At 69.1% G+C, this 18,298-nt stretch carries 13 protein-coding genes and 2 tRNA genes; 5 read left to right on the top strand and 10 right to left on the bottom strand.

Features of this window, described 5'->3' with window-relative positions; genetic code table 11:
* The first annotated feature begins 64 nt into the window (after positions 1-64).
* Positions 65-904, top strand: coding sequence for a hypothetical protein (locus JFC09_RS04230; protein ID WP_198392686.1), 840 nt, complete (start codon positions 65-67; stop codon positions 902-904).
* 69 nt (positions 905-973) lie between these two features.
* On the opposite strand, the gene JFC09_RS04225 is transcribed toward JFC09_RS04230, so the two are convergent.
* Positions 974-2,623, bottom strand: a complete 1,650-nt coding sequence (locus JFC09_RS04225; RefSeq protein ID WP_232483044.1) for a hypothetical protein — start codon at positions 2,621-2,623, stop codon at positions 974-976.
* A 134-nt stretch (positions 2,624-2,757) separates the two neighbouring features.
* Between JFC09_RS04225 and JFC09_RS04220 the strand changes: the two genes are divergently transcribed.
* Positions 2,758-3,057, top strand: a complete 300-nt coding sequence (locus JFC09_RS04220) for a cupin domain-containing protein (RefSeq protein WP_198392685.1) — start codon at positions 2,758-2,760, stop codon at positions 3,055-3,057.
* 27 nt (positions 3,058-3,084) lie between these two features.
* Here the strand turns inward: JFC09_RS04220 and JFC09_RS04215 are convergent, their stop codons facing one another.
* The 4 genes from JFC09_RS04215 to JFC09_RS04200 all read right to left on the bottom strand — a co-directional run bounded on the left by JFC09_RS04215 (position 3,085) and on the right by JFC09_RS04200 (position 6,545).
* Positions 3,085-3,912, bottom strand: coding sequence for a hypothetical protein (locus JFC09_RS04215; protein ID WP_198392684.1), 828 nt, complete (start codon positions 3,910-3,912; stop codon positions 3,085-3,087).
* Entirely contained in the window at positions 3,909-4,730 is an 822-nt protein-coding gene (locus tag JFC09_RS04210) for an ABC transporter ATP-binding protein (protein ID WP_232483043.1), read from the bottom strand. The genes JFC09_RS04215 and JFC09_RS04210 overlap by 4 nt, the downstream gene beginning before the upstream one ends.
* 2 nt (positions 4,731-4,732) lie before the next feature.
* Positions 4,733-5,104: a GntR family transcriptional regulator gene (locus tag JFC09_RS04205; RefSeq protein ID WP_198392683.1), complete on the bottom strand. Its 372-nt coding sequence runs from the start codon at positions 5,102-5,104 to the stop codon at positions 4,733-4,735.
* A gap of 262 nt (positions 5,105-5,366) precedes the next feature.
* Positions 5,367-6,545, bottom strand: a complete 1,179-nt coding sequence (locus JFC09_RS04200; RefSeq protein WP_198392682.1) for an MFS transporter — start codon at positions 6,543-6,545, stop codon at positions 5,367-5,369.
* Between the two features lie 201 nt (positions 6,546-6,746).
* On the opposite strand from JFC09_RS04200, the gene JFC09_RS04195 reads away from it, so the two are divergent.
* The gene (locus JFC09_RS04195) at positions 6,747-9,515 is read left to right on the top strand and encodes an ExeM/NucH family extracellular endonuclease (RefSeq protein WP_198392681.1); all 2,769 of its coding nucleotides are present in this window, start codon (positions 6,747-6,749) and stop codon (positions 9,513-9,515) included.
* Positions 9,516-9,647: 132 nt separating this feature from the next.
* On the opposite strand, the gene JFC09_RS04190 is transcribed toward JFC09_RS04195, so the two are convergent.
* Entirely contained in the window at positions 9,648-10,949 is a 1,302-nt protein-coding gene (locus JFC09_RS04190; protein ID WP_232483042.1) for a DUF2079 domain-containing protein, read from the bottom strand.
* Positions 10,950-11,023: 74 nt separating this feature from the next.
* Positions 11,024-11,099, bottom strand: a tRNA-Arg gene (locus tag JFC09_RS04185).
* Positions 11,100-11,447: 348 nt separating this feature from the next.
* On the opposite strand from JFC09_RS04185, the gene JFC09_RS04180 reads away from it, so the two are divergent.
* The gene (locus tag JFC09_RS04180) at positions 11,448-13,280 is read left to right on the top strand and encodes a phosphoenolpyruvate carboxykinase (GTP) (protein WP_198392680.1); all 1,833 of its coding nucleotides are present in this window, start codon (positions 11,448-11,450) and stop codon (positions 13,278-13,280) included.
* A gap of 136 nt (positions 13,281-13,416) precedes the next feature.
* Here JFC09_RS04180 and JFC09_RS04175 read toward each other — a convergent pair whose 3' ends face one another.
* The 3 genes from JFC09_RS04175 to JFC09_RS04165 form a co-directional block, all read right to left on the bottom strand.
* On the bottom strand, positions 13,417-15,012 hold the full coding sequence (locus tag JFC09_RS04175; RefSeq protein ID WP_198392679.1) for a 5-oxoprolinase subunit B/C family protein: 1,596 nt from the start codon (positions 15,010-15,012) through the stop codon (positions 13,417-13,419).
* 37 nt (positions 15,013-15,049) lie between these two features.
* The gene (locus JFC09_RS04170; protein ID WP_198392678.1) at positions 15,050-15,379 is read right to left on the bottom strand and encodes a helix-turn-helix domain-containing protein; all 330 of its coding nucleotides are present in this window, start codon (positions 15,377-15,379) and stop codon (positions 15,050-15,052) included.
* Between the two features lie 271 nt (positions 15,380-15,650).
* Positions 15,651-15,739 (bottom strand) — tRNA-Ser (locus JFC09_RS04165).
* A gap of 222 nt (positions 15,740-15,961) precedes the next feature.
* On the opposite strand from JFC09_RS04165, the gene JFC09_RS16845 reads away from it, so the two are divergent.
* Positions 15,962-18,295, top strand: a complete 2,334-nt coding sequence (locus JFC09_RS16845) for an LCP family glycopolymer transferase (RefSeq protein ID WP_198392677.1) — start codon at positions 15,962-15,964, stop codon at positions 18,293-18,295.
* Positions 18,296-18,298: the final 3 nt, after the last annotated feature.

Genomic DNA, 18,298 nt, shown 5'->3' with positions numbered 1-18,298 from the left:
GCCGAAAGACTCCACATGCGGACTTCCTCGGTCACAGAGGGACCCGGACGGAAGGGACTCAGAGATGAGCGATTCGTATCCCCCGTCAGGGGGCGGCCCGTGGAGCTGGGACGGGCAGAACGGACAGCAGGGTCACTGGCCCACCACACCCGTCCAGCAACCGCAACAGCCCCCACACCAGCCTCCCCCGCAGCAGCCGCAGTCCCCACACCCGGCTCCTCCGCAGCAGCCCCCGCAGCAGTCCCCCCAGCCGTACCTGCCGCCCGCGCCCCCGCCTCCCAAGCGCTCACGGGCGGGGCTCTTCGCACTCGTCGCCTTTGTCGTGCTCGTCGTGGGGGTGGGCGTGGGCTGGGGACTCACACACTTCCTGTCGTCGGACGAGGGCACCGTCGTCGCACAGCCCAGCGAGGCCCCCTCAGCGGAGTCGTCGGACTCCTCCGCCTCGGACGCGTCCGACGACCCATCGGGCGACCACGGGACCTCGGCCGGTCCGGATTCCACGGAGGGCGCGGACGAGCTTCCCGACGACCCCTCCGAAGCGCTCACCCAGGTCGCGGAGACGGACAAGGAGGAGGTCGTCGCCGACCTCGAGGGGAAGTGGGTCCCCCAGATCAGTTCGAAGAGAACCGGCATGGAGATCGATGGCGAGACGTGGACGGATGAGGACATCCTCGCCGATCACCAGGCGCTGCGGGACGAGTACCCGCGGGTGCGGCTGCTCTGGTCCGGTGATTTCGGCAGCTTCAAGGAAGGCGACTTCTGGATCACGATCGCGGGCATCGGGTATTCGAACCCCGAACAGGCACTGAGCTGGTGCGCGACGAACGGACTGGGGCCCGACGACTGCTACGCGAAGCAGCTCAACACCGGCGGCGACCACGAGGGGACGACCCGCCTGCAGTAGCCGGGCACGACCACCCTGCAGCAATCAGGAACGACCCGCCGGTCGGAGTGCAGCAGTCGGAGTCGGCACTCACTGGTAGGACACGAACCAGGGGGCGGGTTCGACGTCCATGGTCTGCTCCGGTGTGAAGGTGGGCGTGTCCTCGTCGTAGAAGTTCTTCCATGCCATGCGCGCTCCCGCGGGCAGGTCCTCCTTGAGGCGGTTCCACGTGCCCATCTTGAGGTCGGGGGTGCCGTGGCCGTCCGCGTGGAACAGCACCGCCAGCTCGTCACGGGATGCGTCGACGTCTTCGCGGTCGGGGAGCATCGACGGTGAGAACTGGTGGAGGACGAACACCTTCTGCGGCAGGTCGTTCTCCGCCGTGAGGTCCGCGAGCCAGGAGGAGACCTCGTTGACCTCCTCGGCGCTCACGGAGCCGATCTGCGCGAGGTGCTTCTGCCCGTCCTCCAGCCGCCATTCGGGGTCGAGCGCGAGCCCCACGTGCGGTTCCTTCAGCAGGTCCTCGTACAGCTTCGCCTGCTCGAGGAAGTGGGTGGTGCCCGGCTGCAGGTCGAGGACCACGTAGATCCCTTCCTCTGCGGCACGCTCGATCCACGGCCGCAGGGTCTCCACGTCGATCTCCGACGAGTAGTCGCCGTCCGCGCCGGGCTGGCTCGAGGCGACCGTCGTGATGATCTCCATCGCCGGGATGGCGGGGACGTCCGTGTGGTCGTCGTACTCCGCCGCCAGCGTCTTGACCCGGTCCACGGTCGCGTCGAGGTCCTGCTCGCCCAGGATCCCCAGCGACGGGATGCCCGGCGATCCGTAGGCGGCGATCATGCGGCGGCCGGGGAACGCGATCTGCCCGCCGCCCGGCAGCTCCGGTGTCGTCCGCGCGGTGACGAGCCGCTCGTCGAGCACGTCCGGATCGCCGAACGCCTCACCGATCGCCACGACGCTGTCACCGTCCGCCCCCTTCGCCGCTGCCACCGTGTCCGAGTTGGCGCGGGGGTCCGCCCCCGGCACCTCGACGGCGGTGCCGGACACCGCCTCGACCGAGGCCCGGGCCACCTCCACGGCCGCGCTGTCACCGTCCGCAGGGTCCAGGAGGAGAGTGACCGCGGCCTCGGCGTGGGGGTCCGCGACATCGGGGACATCACCGTCGACGGACAGGTCCGCGGGGTCGAACTCGACCGTGTCGCGGTCGCCGGCCTCCGCCTGCGTCCCCGCGGGGACGAGGACAGTGTCCGCGCCCAGCCGGTCGAGCTCGTCCGCAAGCGCGTCGGACTCCCCCAGCAGACCGGGGACGCCGGTCTCGCGCGCCATCCCGGCGACCGCCTCGGCGGCGTCCTCCGGGCCCACCACCACGATGTCGGCGGATTCGTAGGCGGCACCGGAGGCGGCGACCGTCACGGCGGTGGGATCGTCCGCGGCAAGCGTCACCGTGTCGCCCGCCTCCGTGCGGGGCACGACCTCGGCCTCCTCCGTGCTGCACGCGGCGAGGCTCGTCGCGACGAGGACCGCAGCCGCCCCGGCCGCCGCCGAACGACCCAGCACCGACCGATCCTGTGCCGACCGATCCTGTGCCGACCGGCCTCGCGAGGTGCCGGACGCGGCCCGAGGTGCGCGGGCCTCGTCTGCCGGTGTGCACGCTGCATGCGGGTGAGCCGGGGTCGTGGACGTGGAGGTGGGGCCGGCAGACGTGCGGTCCGGGGCCGGGTCGGTGCGGGGGTGGTCCATGGGGCGGCTCCTCTGCTGCGGGGCAGTGGGTCGGTCGGAACCGGGCCCACCGAGTCGCGGTCAGTCTAGGTGCGGCGACAGGGTTACTCGAAAGGAACCCTGTCGCAGGCGCGCCACCTTGGTACCGTCGCGGTATGGATGAGACCCAGACCACCGCGATCGCGACCATTCAGATCGACGACGACCTCACACGGGTGACGGAATGGCGGTTCCCGCCCGGCACGCAGACCGGCCTGCACACCCACGAGCTGCCCTACGTCGTCGTCCCCACCAGCACCGGCACCCTGCGGGTCCGCACACCCGACGGCGACTCCGACAACGTACTGGTGCCCGGTGCCTCCTACAGCCGCCCCGTCGGCAGCACCCACAACGTCGTCAACGATTCCGATGAGGAGTGCTCGTTCGTCGAAGTGGAGTTCAAGCAGGGCGGGTGAGGGCAGGCGCGCTCTTCGGCTCTCGCCTCAGACGAGCGACACGTGCCGGTTCCACGACCGGGCCGTCCGCCAGAGGCAGAGCACGGTGACGAGGACGAGCGGCGGGATGAAGCCCAGGGGCAGGAGATCGCCTCCGCTGGACGTCGGATCGGCGAGCACCTCACCCAGCAGGTCGATCCGCACGAAGCCCAGGCCGTCCGCGACGGGTCCGATCCCCAGCGGCACCGTGAGGATGCTGACGGCGAGGAGGATCTGCATCGCCACGTAGAGGCAGATGAAGACGAGGATCGGGCCGCCCAGCCCCATGCGGTTGAAGCGGGATTCGCTGCCGATCGACACGGAGAAGTACATCTGGACGAGCCACGCGGCGTAGGAGAGCAGCAGCAGGCCCAGCCCGACGGCGATGATCCCGGGAGACGCGACGTCGACGATCTGCGCCCAGAAGTTGCCGGCGGCGCGGAACGGGTTGGCGTTCTCCCCGACCATGATCGCCTGGCCCATCCACGCGAGCGCCCCGAGGACCAGGGTGACGAGCAGCCCGGCCACCGTGACCGCGAAGCCGAACAGCAGCTTCGCGCTGAAGATCGTCCCGCCCCTCACGGGCAGAGTCTGTGTGAAGTACCCCGTCCTCGAGTAGCTGGACAGCCAGTAGTCCACCGCGAGCAGCACCTGGATCCCCGGCACGTACAGGACGGTGACCGCGATGGCGAGGATCGCGCCCAGCAGGGACACGATCGGCCACCCGCTCGCAGCGGCCGTTGAACCGGCGGCGGTCATGAGCACCGCGATCACGGTGGCGGTGAGGAGCGGCTTGGCGGCGCGCTTCCATTCGTGGGTGAGAAGTGTCGTCATCATCGGAACATCCCCCTGAAGATCTGGTCGAGACCCGCCGCGTGCTCGTCGCGGAGGTCGTCTGCTGAGCCCGTGAGCACCACCCGTCCCCGGTCCATGACGACGGCGGCGTCGAGCGCCGGTTCGAGGTCGTGGACGAGGTGGGTGGAGATGAGCATGAGTGCGTCGTCGTCGAATCCGCGGAGGATCCCGCTGAGGATCGTCTGCCGTGCTGCGGGATCGACCCCGGAGATCGGCTCGTCGAGCAGGTAGACACGCGCCTTCCTGGACAGGGCGAGCGCGATCTGGACCTTCTCCCGCATGCCCTTCGACATCTGCCGCAGGCGCATCGACTCGTCGAGCCCGAAGAACCCGATGAGTTCGCGGGCCTTGTCCTGATCGAAGTCCGCGAAGAAGTCGCTGTACATCGCGATGCAGGAGGTGACGCTCGCGCTGTTCGGCAGGGCGCTGGCGTCGGGGAGGAAGGAGACGAGCGCCTTCGATTCCGGGCCGGGCGCCTGGCCTGCGATCTCCGCGGTGCCGGTGTAGCCGCTCAGGACTCCCGCGAGGATCTTCAGCAGTGTCGTCTTCCCGCAGCCGTTGGGCCCCAGCAGTCCGACGATGCGGCCGGGAGCAAGCTCCAGGTCGACCCCGTCGAGCGCCTGTGTGCTCCCGTAGCGGAGTCGCAGGTCGCGAGTCCGCAGAAGCGTGCGGTCCTGTGTGTCACCGGTCATCTCGTTCACCGTCCTTCGCTGGTGCGGAGGTCCCGCCACCATGACCGCCGACAGCGGTGTGGGTGACAGGTTGACCGTTCCGCCTGGTGTCGTGCCGTTCATCGTCATGCTCACTCATCTCCGTCATGGTCGTTCCACCTCTCGTCGAGGAGTCCCTGCACCTGCGCGCGGTCCATTCCGAGGCCTCGGGCCCGGCGGATGAAGTCGTCCGCGGCGTCGCCCACGAGGTCGACGCGCAGCCGGTCCAGCCGCGCTCCGTCGTCGGTGACATAGCGGCCCGTGGTGCGCTCCGACCGGCAGAGCCCGTCTCGCTCGAGCTCAGCCAGGGCCCGCTGCACCGTGTTGGGATTGACCCCCACATCGACCGCGAGTTCGCGCACACCCGGGACACGCGCACCTGCGGCCCACTCCCCCGTCGCCATCCGGCGGGAGAAGTCCGCGACCAGCTGGACCCAGATCGGTGTCGATGTATCGAACTGCACCGGCCCTCCCCTCTGTGTCACTGTATTAAGTGATTAATACAGTGACACGCGAGTGTCGCGGGCGTCAAGGTCTGTGTGCGTGAAGGTCTGTGTGTGGAAGGAGAATCCGCCGCCCGTGGCTGCGAGTATCGGCCGACGAGCAGGGTCGGCGGGAATCACCACATCAGGAGGTCCTGCTGGAGGCTGGACAGAGTCATCGGCCGGCGTCGTCGAACCGGCACCGCGACCTCGGCCAAGAACTGGGACGCGGCATCCGGCGACTTCACCGAGGCCGGACGGAGCTCTCGTACGTCCGCCGCGCCCACACTGTGACGACGGTCAGGAGAAGAGCTGCCAGGGCAGCGACCCCGAACAGGAGGGTCCACCGCCCGTCGTCGCCCAGCGCACCGCCGACCGTGGCCCCCACGGCGCTGCCGGCGAACAGCGAGCCCGCGAACAGGGAGACGACCGTCCCCCTGGCGTGCGGGAGGACAGCCGTGATCCACGTCTGCAGCGACGAATGGAGGAACGACCAGGTGGCCCCCAGCAGCAGCGCCACCACGATCACGGTCGCAGGGGACACGTGCAGCGCGACGAGCGCGTACCCCAGTGCCGCAGCCATACCGCCTGCCGCCATGAGTCCCGGCATGGAGAAGCGTCGGGAGAGCCCCCTGACCAGTCGACTCGTCACGATGACGCCGATCCCGTAGGCGGCGGTGGCCAGTCCCGCCCCGACCGCTCCGACTCCCCGCGACTGCAGTGCCGGAGCGAGCAGCGTGAGGATCCCGAGCACCACCGCCCCTTCGACGAACGCCAGCCCGATGACGATGAGCACCCACCGGCTGCGCAGGGCGTCTGCGACGGTGCGGAGGACGCCGGTCCGCCCATCGCGCTGCGGCTCGCGCAGGCCCCGCAGGCCGAATGCGCAGCCCACCGCGAGGACGGAGGGGAGGGCGAAGACGAGGCGCCAGTCAGCGAGGTCCGCGACGATCCCGGCGAGTGCCGTCGCGAGCGCGGTCCCGACGGCGATCGCGGCCATGAGGTCGGCGAGCGCCGGCTGCCGGTGGGTGTCGGAGACGGTGTCGCCCACGTAGGTCAGGGCGGTGGGGACGATCGCCCCGAAGAATGCCCCGGCGCACGCACGGGCGATGATCAGCGTCGTGAGGTCGGGCGCGAACGCGGAAGCGGCACCGGCGGTGGCTGCGGCCACGAGCGCGGCCCGCATGAGCCGCACCCTCCCGAAGCGGTCGGACAGCACACCCCACAGCGGCTGACTGATGCCGTACGCCAGGAAGTAGCCGCTCGCGATGGCGAGGGTCTGTGCGAGAGGAGCGCCCAGGTCCACAGCGACCAGGACGAGCAGCGGGCTGACGGCGAAGCGGTCGAAGCTGCTGACGAACGCGGCCGCGGAGACGGACAGCGGCGGGCCGGTCGCACCACGCGATTCCTCGGTGACACTCACGGTCAGCCACTCTACGTGTACCCCGCACCCTCCCCTCTCGGCCCGTGCTCCTCACCCTGTTCACCACCAGTTTCGCGCAAAGCCTCCTTTCCTGATGAAGTCCTGGGTAGTCTGTGAGCGTCTGCTCTGCATCCATTCCGGGTCGGAGCTCTCCGTCACGGCGTGCAGCACGCTGCGCGACCCCGACAGAACGAGGACTGCATGCGTCTCTCCACTCCCCCGCCACTGAGGGCGGCCCTTGCCACAGCGGTCACCGCTGCGGTCGTCATGAGCCCCGCGCTCCTGCCGATCTCTGCGCAGGCCGCCGATCAGCCCGAGATCTCCGAGATCGCCTATGCCGGCGGCGACGACACCGATTTCGTCGAGATCGCCGCGGAGCCCGGCACCGACGTGTCCGGCTGGACCGTCGGCACCGTCACCCGCGGCGGCAGCCCGAGTTCGGACGAGCACGTCACGACGCTGCCCGTCGGCACGGTCGTCGGCGATTCCGGCGCACTGGCCGTCGACGTCCCGATCACGAATTCGGTGAAGGCCGGTTCCGCCGCGGACGGCTCCTATGGATCCTCCGCCTTCGTCGTCGATGCCGACGGCGACCTGATCGACTTCGACCAGGTCGGCGGGGCCGTGGGCGGCAAGGGCGTCACTGCGACGAACTCCGCGAACCTGCCGGAGTCGGTCCGCGGCGAGGAGGCCACGCCTACCGGAGCCACGGCGGGGTCGGGCAAGTCGATCCAGCTGGTCGACGGGTCGTGGATCGAGGACACCCCCACCCCGAACGCGCTGCCGGGCGACGATTCCACAGAGCCTCCGGTCGAACCCGGCGACGTCGTCCCGATCGCGGACATCCAGGGCACCGGCCCGGAGTCCCCGCTGGTCGGGCAGACGGTCACGACGGAGGGTGTCGTCACCGCCGTCTGGGCCGAGGGCGGGCTGAACGGCTACACGATCCAGACGGCCGGGTCCGGCGGAGCCCCGAAGTCGGCCGGCGACGCGTCCGACGGCCTCTTCGTGTACTCGCCGCAGACCGCCGCCGAGGTGTCGGCCGGCGATTCCGTCCAGGTCACCGGCTCCGTCTCCGAGTACTACGGCCAGACGCAGATCACGGTGAGCGCGAACGGTCTGGTGCCGCTCGAGGAAGCACTCGAGGCCCCCGTCCCGGTCGAAGGGGAGTTCCCCGAGGGCGACGACGCGCGTGAGGCGCTCGAATCGATGCTCGTGCTCCCCACCGGCGACATCACCGTGGCGGACAATTACGGCACGAACCGCTACGGCGAGGTCGGATTGGTGAACGGCACGGAGACGCTGCGCCAGTCGACGGATGTCGTCGCGCCCGGCGACGACGCGATCGCGCTCGAGGCGGACAACGCCGCGCGTGCCTACGTCCTGGACGACGGGGCGTCAGCGGACTACACCGCCGGCGCATCCGACGTCCCCGTCCCCTATGTGTCGACGGACGAACCGCTGCGCGTGGGTGCGGCAGCGGAGTTCACGGATCCCGTGGTCGTGGCGTACGGCTTCGACATGTGGCGCCTGCAGCCCACGACGTGGCTGACGGGCGAGAACTCGGACGAGGTCCAGCCCGCCACGTTCGAGGACACCCGTGAGGACGCGCCGCAGGACGTGGGCGGCGACATCACGGTGTCGAGCTTCAACGTGCTGAACTACTTCACGACCACCGGCGACCAGCTGCAGGGCTGCACGTCCTACGACGACCGCGAGGGCAATCCGACCACGGTGCGCGGCGGTTGCGATGCTCGCGGTGCGTGGGACGCGGACAACTTCGAGCGCCAGCAGTCGAAGATCGTCGACGCGATCAACAGCCTGGACGCGAGCGTGCTGTCGCTGGAGGAGATCGAACGGTCTTCGGCCTTCGGCAAGGACCGCGATGAGGCCCTCTCGCTCCTCGTGGACGCACTGAATGCGGAGGCGGGCAGCGACACGTGGGCGTTCGTGGAGTCGCCGGAGGAGCTGCCCGCGGACGAGGACGTCATCCGCACGGCGTTCATCTACCAGCCGGCGGATGTCCAGCTGGTGGGCGGGTCAACGGTCCTCACCGGCAGCGACGCCTTCGGCAACGCACGCGAGCCGCTCGCCCAGGCATTCACCACGGGTGAGGACGACGAACCGTTCGTCGCGATCGTCAACCACTTCAAGTCGAAGGGGTCCGGCTCCGGCGAGGGCAATGTCGACAGCGGTGACGGCCAGGGCAACTCGAACGCGGACCGTGTGTCGCAGGCCGAGGCCCTCGTCGCCTTCGCGGACGAGCAGAAGGAGGCGGCGGGCACGGACGACGTCGTGCTCCTGGGTGACTTCAACTCCTACACGGAGGAAGACCCGATGCAGGTCTTCTACTCTGCCGGATACGTGAACGTCGGCAAGGACTTCACGGACGAGCAGACGTACCTGTTCGGCGGTCGTGTGGGCAGCCTCGACCACGTCCTCACGTCGGAGGCGCTCGTCGAGGACGTGACCGGTGCGGACATCTGGAACATCAACTCCGTCGAGTCGATCGGGCTGGAGTACAGCCGGTTCAACAGCAACGTGACGGATCTGTACGCGGAGGGACCGTTCCGCTCGTCCGACCACGATCCGCTCATCATGGGACTGGACCGCAGCGACGACGATGCTTCCCCGGACCCGACGGACGACCCGACGGACCAGCCGACCGATGATCCGTCCGGCGATCCCTCGGACGATCCGTCAGACGACCCGTCAGGCGATCCGTCCGATGACCCGTCGACCCAGCCCACGGACGATCCGACCGATGACGGCAGCGGCGACGGTGACGACGGCCAGGGCAACGGTTCGGACGATGGCAAGGACGACGGCGGCAACGGTGACGGTGACCGCGGTGACGACGGCGGCAAGCTGCCCCGCACGGGTACGGGCCTCACCGCCCTCGCCGTGGGTGGGATGCTCGTCGCAGCAGGAGCCACAGCACTCGTCATCGCACGACGCCGCGCTGTCTGACGAGGCCCGCCGAGCCAGGCGGACTGAGTCGGACCAACTGAGTCAGGCTCTCTGATGTGAGGGGGCCGGTCCGCTTTCGAGCGGGCCGGCCCCTCTTTCAGTCCTCTTTCAATCCTCTTTCAGTCCTCACCGTCAGTCGACGGGGACCACGACCTCGTAGCCCCCGTCGGAGTAGACGGTGTCCCAGTCTCCCCCGAAGCGGTCCTCCGCCCACGGCTCGATCGCGGAGTCCACATCGTCGGGTCGGAGGACGACGGCCTCGGGAACAGCGTCCTCCAAGCTCCCGTACCAGAACGTGCGGGCCTCAGGCGCGAGGTAGGCGAGCAGTCGCACATCGGTCGCGACCGAGTCATAGCGGGAGGCCTCCTCGATCGCTCCCGCGGCGTCGACTGCGTACCCGTCCGCCGTCCAGAGCAGATCGACCTTGGTCTGACTCAGCAGCGCCACCGCGGCGACAGCGGCGACCAGTGGCGCCAGCGTGCGGTGTGCTTTGCCGGCCCCGTCGATGAGGCTCACAGCGGCGATGGGCATGAGGACCGCGGAGTAGTGGAAGCTCGTGTCCCAGTAGCCTTCGACGTTCCCGACGAAGCGCCATGCCAGAGTCGGCAGCATGAGGAGCATGAAGGGCGAGCGCAGACCGATCGCGCCCGCCGCCAGCGCGAGGAACCCCAGCGTACCGACCTTCATCGTCAGCCCGTCCGTGAGCGCCTGGGCGAGGGAGACGTTCTCCGTGTAGTCGTACCCGCCCTCCGGATTGAACAACGGGAGGAACAGGGCGACGGCGTAGACCATCCAGCCCACACCCCACGCCATGAGGGTGACTGCGAGCTTCACCTCTGTCCTGTCGCGCAGCCAGATGACGGCGCCGAACGCTGCCACGGTGAGGCCCAGGTCCTCCTTCACGAAGACGAGCAGGCCGATCGCCACGATCGCGGACAGCCGCTGTCCCCGCATCCAGAAGACCAGCCCGAACGCCAGCATCGGGACGCCGAAGGCGATCTCGTGGAACTGGGAGTGCACCGCGTTCAGCAGCCCCCAGGACAGGACGTAGGAGAGCGTGAGGAGCCAGGCGCCGCGGACCGTGAGCCTCTCGAACGCCAGGGACACGACCGGCCACACGGAGGCCGCGAACAGCGCCGCCTGCGCGAGCATGAGGGTGAGTCCTGACGGGAACAGCCAGAACAGCGGCGTGAGGACGATGAGGATCGGATGGAAGTGGTCGCCCCACAGATTGAAGCCGGGGCCCTTGATGTCCACGATGGGCGCATTGCCCTGTGCGTACTGTGACAGCATCTGGGTGAAGATGCCCAGATCCCAGGACGGTGAGTAGTGGATCCGCCACATGAGGATCGCGAACGAGGAGTAGAGGACGAGGGCTGTCCCGGACGCGATCGCAGGAGCGTGGGGATGCAGGCGGCGGGCGGCGAAAGACATGTCACGCACACACTACCGGGTACAAGCGAAAAGGCCCCTCACCGCGTTTCCGCTGGTGAGAGGCCTTCTACTGGTGGTGCGCCACGAGGGATTCGAACCCCCAACCTTCTGATCCGTAGTCAGATGCTCTATCCGTTGAGCTAGTGGCGCGTTGTCGCTGCGACTCGAATTACTATACATAGACGGCGCAGGCTTTCCAAACCCGCGGAGTGCGCCCCGCGCCGCTCGTACGAGACCCATACGACCCGGGTGCCCCAGGGTCCGGCAGGACCGCCACCCGCGGGCAAGATGACGGCGAAGACATCCGCTTTGGCAATATCAGTCATGCGATTGGCAATAAACTGCAGGCTTGTGGCGCATAAGCGTCATCGCACCGCCTCTTGTGAGCCAACCCACAGCTGAGAGCCGCCGGACCGACGTTCCCGCCGACGAATCATCCGTAGCGTGAGCGTCAACCCCGAAAACCCCGGGGCCGCCCGACCCAGGAGATACCCCATCATGACTGTCATCGACCGTGGCTCAGTCGAAGACCTTCTTGCGAACGCACCGACGAAGAACCCCAAGGTTCTGGATTTCGTCCGTTCCGTCGCAGAACGTACGACCCCCGATGCGATCGAATGGATCACCGGTTCCGAGGAGCAGCGTCAATCGCTCCTCTCCAAGGCGATCGACAACGGCACCATCGTCAAGCTGACGAAGCCGGAGGACTCCTACTACGCCGCCTCCGACCCGGACGACGTCGCCCGGGTGGAGGACCGCACCTTCATCTGCTCGCAGGACGAGAAGGACGCCGGCCCGCTCAACAACTGGATGGCCCCTGACCAGATGAAGGGCATCCTGAATGACCTCTTCGCGGGTGCCATGCGCGGACGGACGATGTACGTCATCCCCTTCGTCATGGGGCACGCTGATGCGTCGCAGCCGATGTTCGGCATCGAGATCACGGATTCCCCGTACGTCGTGCTGTCGATGAACGTCATGGCGCGCGCCGGCATCGAGTCGCTCGAGGCGATCGACCGTCTCGACGCCGACTTCGTCGAGTGCGTCCACTCCGTGGGCGCACCCCTGGCTCCCGGTGACGTCGATGTCGCGTGGCCCTGCAACTCCACGAAGTACATCACCCACTTCCCGGAGGAGCGGTCGATCTGGTCGTACGGCTCCGGCTACGGCGGGAACGCGCTGCTGGGCAAGAAGTGCTACGCGCTGCGCATCGCATCCGCCATCGCCCACGAAGAGGGCTGGCTGGCGGAGCACATGCTCATCCTCAAGCTGACGAACCCGGAGGGCGAGTCGAAGTTCATCGCCGCCGCGTTCCCCAGCGCCTGCGGCAAGACCAACCTCGCCATGATCGAACCCAACATCCCCGGCTGGAAGGCCGAGACCCTGGGCGACGACATCGCGTGGATGCGCTTCGGGCCGGACGGTCAGCTGTACGCCGTCAACCCGGAGTTCGGTCTGTTCGGCGTCGCGCCGGGCACCGGCTACGTCACCAACCCCACCGCGATGTCGGCGATCGAGGCCGGCGGCAACGTCTTCACGAACGTCGCGCTCACGGACGACGGCGGAGTCTGGTGGGAAGGCATGACCGAGGAGACGCCGGAGCACCTCACCGACTGGCGGGGCAACGACTGGACTCCGGAGTCCGACACTCCCGCGGCTCACCCGAACTCGCGCTTCTGCACACCGATCGCGAACGTTCCGACGGTCGCCCCGGAGTGGCAGAACCCGGACGGTGTCCCGATCTCCGCGATTCTGTTCGGTGGTCGCCGCAAGACGACGATGCCGCTGGTGACACAGACATCGGACTGGAACCACGGTGTCTTCATGGGGTCGATCCTGTCCTCGGAGACGACCGCCGCCGCGGTCGGCCAGGTGGGGGTCGTGCGTCGCGATCCCATGGCGATGCGTCCGTTCATCGGATACAACGTGGGCGACTACCTGCAGCACTGGATCAACATCGGCAGCACCGACGGCGCCAAGCTGCCGAAGATCTTCTACGTCAACTGGTTCCGTCGCGCCGAGGACAACTCCTTCCTGTGGCCGGGCTTCACGGACAACTCGCGCATCCTCAAGTGGGTGTTCGAGCGCGTGAGCGGCCGTGGCGAAGCGGTGGAGACCCCGCTGGGCTTCTCTCCGGCACCGGGCGCCATCGACATCTCCGGGCTGGACATCACGGAGGAGCAGGTCCAGAAGGCGCTCGAGGTCAAGGCCGACGAATGGGCCGAGGAGCTCGAATCGATCGACGCGTGGTACGACGAGCTGGGCGAGCATGTCCCGGCCGCACTGCGCACGCAGGTCGAGAATCTCCGCACGCGCCTGGGTGTCAGCTGATCTCTCCGCTGACACGCTCCGTGTGACGGACGTCGTCTGACGTCCTGAGATTCCACGAACCAGAGGGTCCCACTGCCTTGAGCCAGGCGGTGGGGCCCTCTTTCGTGTCCCGTCTCAGGCGCGGGCGACCTGTCGCTCAGGCGTCTACGGCCTGGAAGCGCAGGCGCGCACCGTGCGGCAGCTGTGCGAGGACGTCGAGGTCGTCGTCGACGACCGTGGCGATCGCCGGGTAGCCGCCGGTCACGGGCCTGTCGGGGCCGAACACGACGGGGAGCCCGCTCGCCGGCACCTGCACGGTGCCGGTCACAGTCCCCTCGCTCGCGAGTTCGCGCTCCCGCTCACGCCGCAGCGGCCCTTCCCCCTCTGAGGGAGACAGCCGTGTGCCGACCCTGTTCGACTGCGCGTCCACCGTCCAGGTGATCGAGGTGAACCGTGCGGCCTCGCCGGGGGCGAACCAGTCGTCCCGAGGTCCCGGCACCACCCGCAGGACGACTGCCGCCCCCGGCTCGTCGCGAGCCCGGCCAGCCCAGGCGGGATTGTCCGTCCCGTGCCCCACGGAAGCGGACGGGCCGCGGACGGCGGCAGAGACCTCGGCGTCTGCGAACAGCGGGGCCGGGCCCAGCCCGGACAGCACGTCCGCCGAGGCCGACCCGACTTCCGCTGCCGCGGCCACTCCCCCTCGGACGGCCACGTAGGTCCTCGCGAGGTCGAGCGCCGGCTCGAGTGTGAGGATGTCGCCGGTCCGCAGCAGCTGCGGGACGACCGTCTGCCGCCCCGCGGCTCCGGCCACGGCGACTGCGACATCGGACAGGCAGGTGAGGCGCGCAGTGCCCATCATCTCGAGCAGCGGCGCGTCGGGCGGGTTCCCGACGGTGGTGTTCGCGGCGCGGGCGGAAGCCCGGTCCGCGAAGCCTGAGGGGGACACGCCCAGGTCGCCGCGGGCCGGCCTGCCCGCGTCCTCGACGAGCGTGAGGAGCCCGGGATCATCGACCCGGAGGACGGCGCGGGCCGGGACAGAGGGGGCGGCGCGACGTGCTGCGGATGCCGGTGCCGCTGACGTCTCGGATGCCCGGGCCGTGCTGCGGACCGCGCGATAGCGGACGTGGTCGCCGGGAGACAGGAGTGCGGGAGGCTCCCCATCCGCGTTCCACAGCTGTGCGTCGGTCCGCCCGATGAGCCTCCACCCGCCGGGACTGCGGCGGGGATACACGGCGGAGAACATGCCCGCGAGACCCACCGACCCCGCAGGGACCGCGGTGCGCGGCTCCGACAGACGCGGCACGTCCCACGGACTGCCGCCGTCAGCCGGGACGCAGTATGCGAAGCCGGGGGCGAACCCGCCGAACGCCGCCTGCCAGACGGTGGTGGTGTGCGCGTCGACCAGCCCGTCAGGGCTCAGCCCCAGCAGCCGGGCAGTCGCTGCGAGGTCCTCTCCGTCGTAGACGACGTCGAGGATGTGCTCGCGGGGTGACTTCGACCCCGTGGCTTCCGGAGTGAGCGAGGAGAGGGAGGCGACGGCGGCCTCGGCGGCGGTGTCCACATCGAAGCGGACGAGCACCGTGCGCGCAGCGGCGACGACCTCGACCTGTCCGGTGAGCGGCGCGGCTGTGAGCGCGCCGTGCCAGGACATCGCAGCGGCGAGCGTGCCGACGTCGACGAGGAGCGCACGATCGCCCACCCGCCGGATGTCCGGCGGGTCACGCCGCGGTCCCGCGTCTGCACCGTTCCGCATCGCGTCCCCTCCCTCGCTGCCCGGAGCCTGCCGACGATCAGACGTCGTCTTCGTACGCGGGGCCGCCTTCGCCTTCCCACGTCTCGATGCGGCTGGTCTTCTCCGCACTGAACTTCAGGCGGACGCCCACTCCGGAACCGGCACCGGGGTCCTCGTCATCGGCGATGAACACCGCGCCCAGCGTCTCCAGTGCGTCCTGAAGTGCGGCGAGCTGGTCGTCCGTGAGGTGGATGCGCCCCCGTTCGTAGTCACGCACCTGCGAGCGCGTGAGACCGGCGCGCACACCGGTGGTGGTCGCTGAGGTCTCGACGAGTGCTCGCGCTGCCCGCGCCAGATAGCCGGTGAGTGTGAAGTCCTGGTCCGTCATGATCGACTCCGATCCGCTCGAGGTGTACGGCCTGCCACACCAGTATGCGACACCGCTCGAAACAACGTACCGGCTGGTCACAGGACAGCTCACCACGTGAGACGCCGCAGTGACGTGTGCGTGGGGCGAGACGGAGGGTCATGCGAGGGCTGTGACGGTCTCGCCTGCGCCACTGAACGCGCTGCGCACACCCCTGCAGGACACCGTCCGGGCATGCAGAAAGCCCCTCCGATCTGCTTCTTCAAGCGGATCAGAGGGGCTTTTCACTGCGCGGAGCCGGTGGGATTTGAACCCACGGTCCCCCTAACGAAGGACTCCACCTTAGCAGGGTGGTGCTTTAGGCCGCTCAGCCACGACTCCTCATGCTGCATCCGCGGGCGATCACGCACCTCGGCACAGCGTCTTAAGAGTACACAACAGGCAACCCGCGCCGCAAAAGACGGAGCGGTGTCAACAAAAGCTCAAGTTGAGTCCCTACTATTACCCGCGAGACATGTGACTGACTTCAGACACGCTTCAGCCCGAGGGAAGACTGAACTCGACCCCCAGGCATGACGCGCGCCGCCCCGAGGAGACACACCAGTGGCCCATGCCGACGACCGTCGCGGGAAGAAGCGCCCCGGCAGCGACTCTGCCGACCGCACACGCCCGATCCGTGCGTCCGCCCGTGCCCGACTCCGCGGTGAAGACGGCGTGCGACGCGACGACTTCTACGGCATCCGCTCCTCGAGCCCCCACGACGGACCCGATTCGTCACCCCCACGCGATTCGTCACCCCCACAGGACTCGTCGCCTCCACAGGGTTCGCCTCCCGGGCAGAACTCGCTTCCCGGGCAGAGCACCCAGGCGGGACAGTCTGTCTCCCCCGCTCCCGACGCGCAGCCGTCCGCGGAAGGCACCTGGCGCCCCGCAGCGGAGGCCGGGACGGGAACCGCACCGTCCCACTCGAACGCCGGCGCATCTCCCGCTCCGCAGGCCGACGACGGGCTCGCCGCGCAGGTCTTCCCCTCACGCCGCGCACGCAGGGAAGCCCTCGCCCGGCAGAAGGAGCAGGACCGGCTCGGCGAGAGCGCCCATTCGGACACCTACGATCCGGCGCCGGCGGCCCCGACCTTCCACGATGAGGTCCCGCACGATGCGAGCGCCGAACCTGCCGCGGACGCCTCCACCCCACGCCACGCCCGTCGACGCTCCTCCGCCCCCTCGCACGTCTCGTCCGCCGATGCCGCCGGCAGTCCTGCGGCGGCGCGCACTGCGACCTCGGGTGGCGCGGCGACCACCGCCTCGGAGTCCACCGCCTCGGCATCGCCGGACGACGACTCCGGCGCGGCTTCCTCGACTTCCTCCGCTCCCTCGAGCACCGCCGCCTCCCCGAACACCGCCGCCTCCTCGCACGAGGACACCACACCGCGGCACTCCCGCCGCGAAGGCGACGCGTTCCCGTCGATCGTCCAGTGGACGACGCTCGGAGCGCTGGTGCCCGGGCTCGGCCTCATCCGCGGCCGCCGCGCCTCCGGCTGGATCCTGCTGCTGGGTTTCCTCGCAGTCATCGTGGCGGCCCTGGGCTGGATCATCTGGCGGTCACCGGTCAAGGCGGTCGCCCGCGTCGCAGGTTCCCCCACGATCCTCTACGCGATCGCGGTCGTGCTGCTCATCGGCCTCGTCATCTGGACGCTCACGATCCTCCGGTCCTACGCGGTGCTGAAGAAGGGCCAGCGGATGACGGGGGCCCAGAAGTGGCTGGGCTGGGGCCTCGTCGCGTCACTCGTCCTCTGTGTGGGCATACCCCTGGGCGTCGGCTCCGCCTACTCGAAGGTCCAGGCGGACACCGTCATCCAGGTCTTCGGCCGCGACGGGAAGCAGGGCGTCGACATCGAGACCCTGTGGGGCGACACGGAGCGCATCAACGTCTTCCTCATCGGCCGTGACAACGGGGACGGACGCGAAGGCACCCGCCCGGACACGATGCTCGTCGCCTCCATCAAGCCGGCCTCCGGCAACACCACCCTCATCAGCGTGCCCCGCAACCTCAACCGGGCCCAGTTCCCGGAGGGCTCACAGCTCGCAGAGCGGTTCCCCTACGGCTTCGACGGGTTCGGCCCCGAGGAGAGCATGATCAACGCCGTCTGGACCTGGGCGGAGGAGTACCCGGACGAAGTGGGCGACGTCTCGGATGAGCTCGACGTCGGCATGGAGGCGACGATGCAGGCGGTCGAGGGATCGCTGGGACTGGGCCTCGACTACTATGCGAGCGTCGACATGCAGGGTTTCGAGGACGTCGTGGACGCGATCGGCGGGGTGAAGATCGACGTGGAGCGCCCCATCCCGATCGGTGGCGGCACGAACCTCAACACGGGGATGAAGAACCCCATCCACGGGTGGATCGACCCGGGTGAGCAGAAGCTCGCCGGATCGCAGGCGCTCTGGTACGTCCGGTCGCGCGACGGCGCTGACAACTACGACCGCATGTGCCGGCAGCAGCGCATGCTCAAGCTCACGCTCGACCAGGTGAACCCGCAGGAGCTCGCGATCGCCTATCCGAAGCTCGCGGGCTCCGCGGGACGCAACATCCTCACCGACGTGCCCCAGAGCGAGGTGAGCGCTTTCGTGGAGCTCGCCGTCGCGATGCAGCGCGGGGAGATCAAGTCCGCCCAGATCACGAACGACGTCACGTCGACCACGAACCCCGACTACGATCTGCTCCACGAATGGGTCCAGGAGCAGATCGACCCGGCCGAACCCAGCCAGGCGGAGGACGAGGCCGTCGAGGAGACGGAAGAGCCCGAGGAGACGGAGGAGCCCGAACCCACCGGCGCCCCCGCCGCCGGCATCGAGGACTCCGAGGGCAAGTGCTACCCGAAGGGCTACACCCCCGGGACCGGGTGGCCGGGCTGGCCCGGCGACGAGGAGGCCTGATCC

This window comes from Brevibacterium yomogidense (genome assembly GCF_016107685.1).
Lineage (GTDB): Bacteria > Actinomycetota > Actinomycetes > Actinomycetales > Brevibacteriaceae > Brevibacterium > Brevibacterium yomogidense.
Note: the sequence above shows the minus strand (reverse complement) of the source record. Positions and strands in the feature narration are given on the sequence as shown.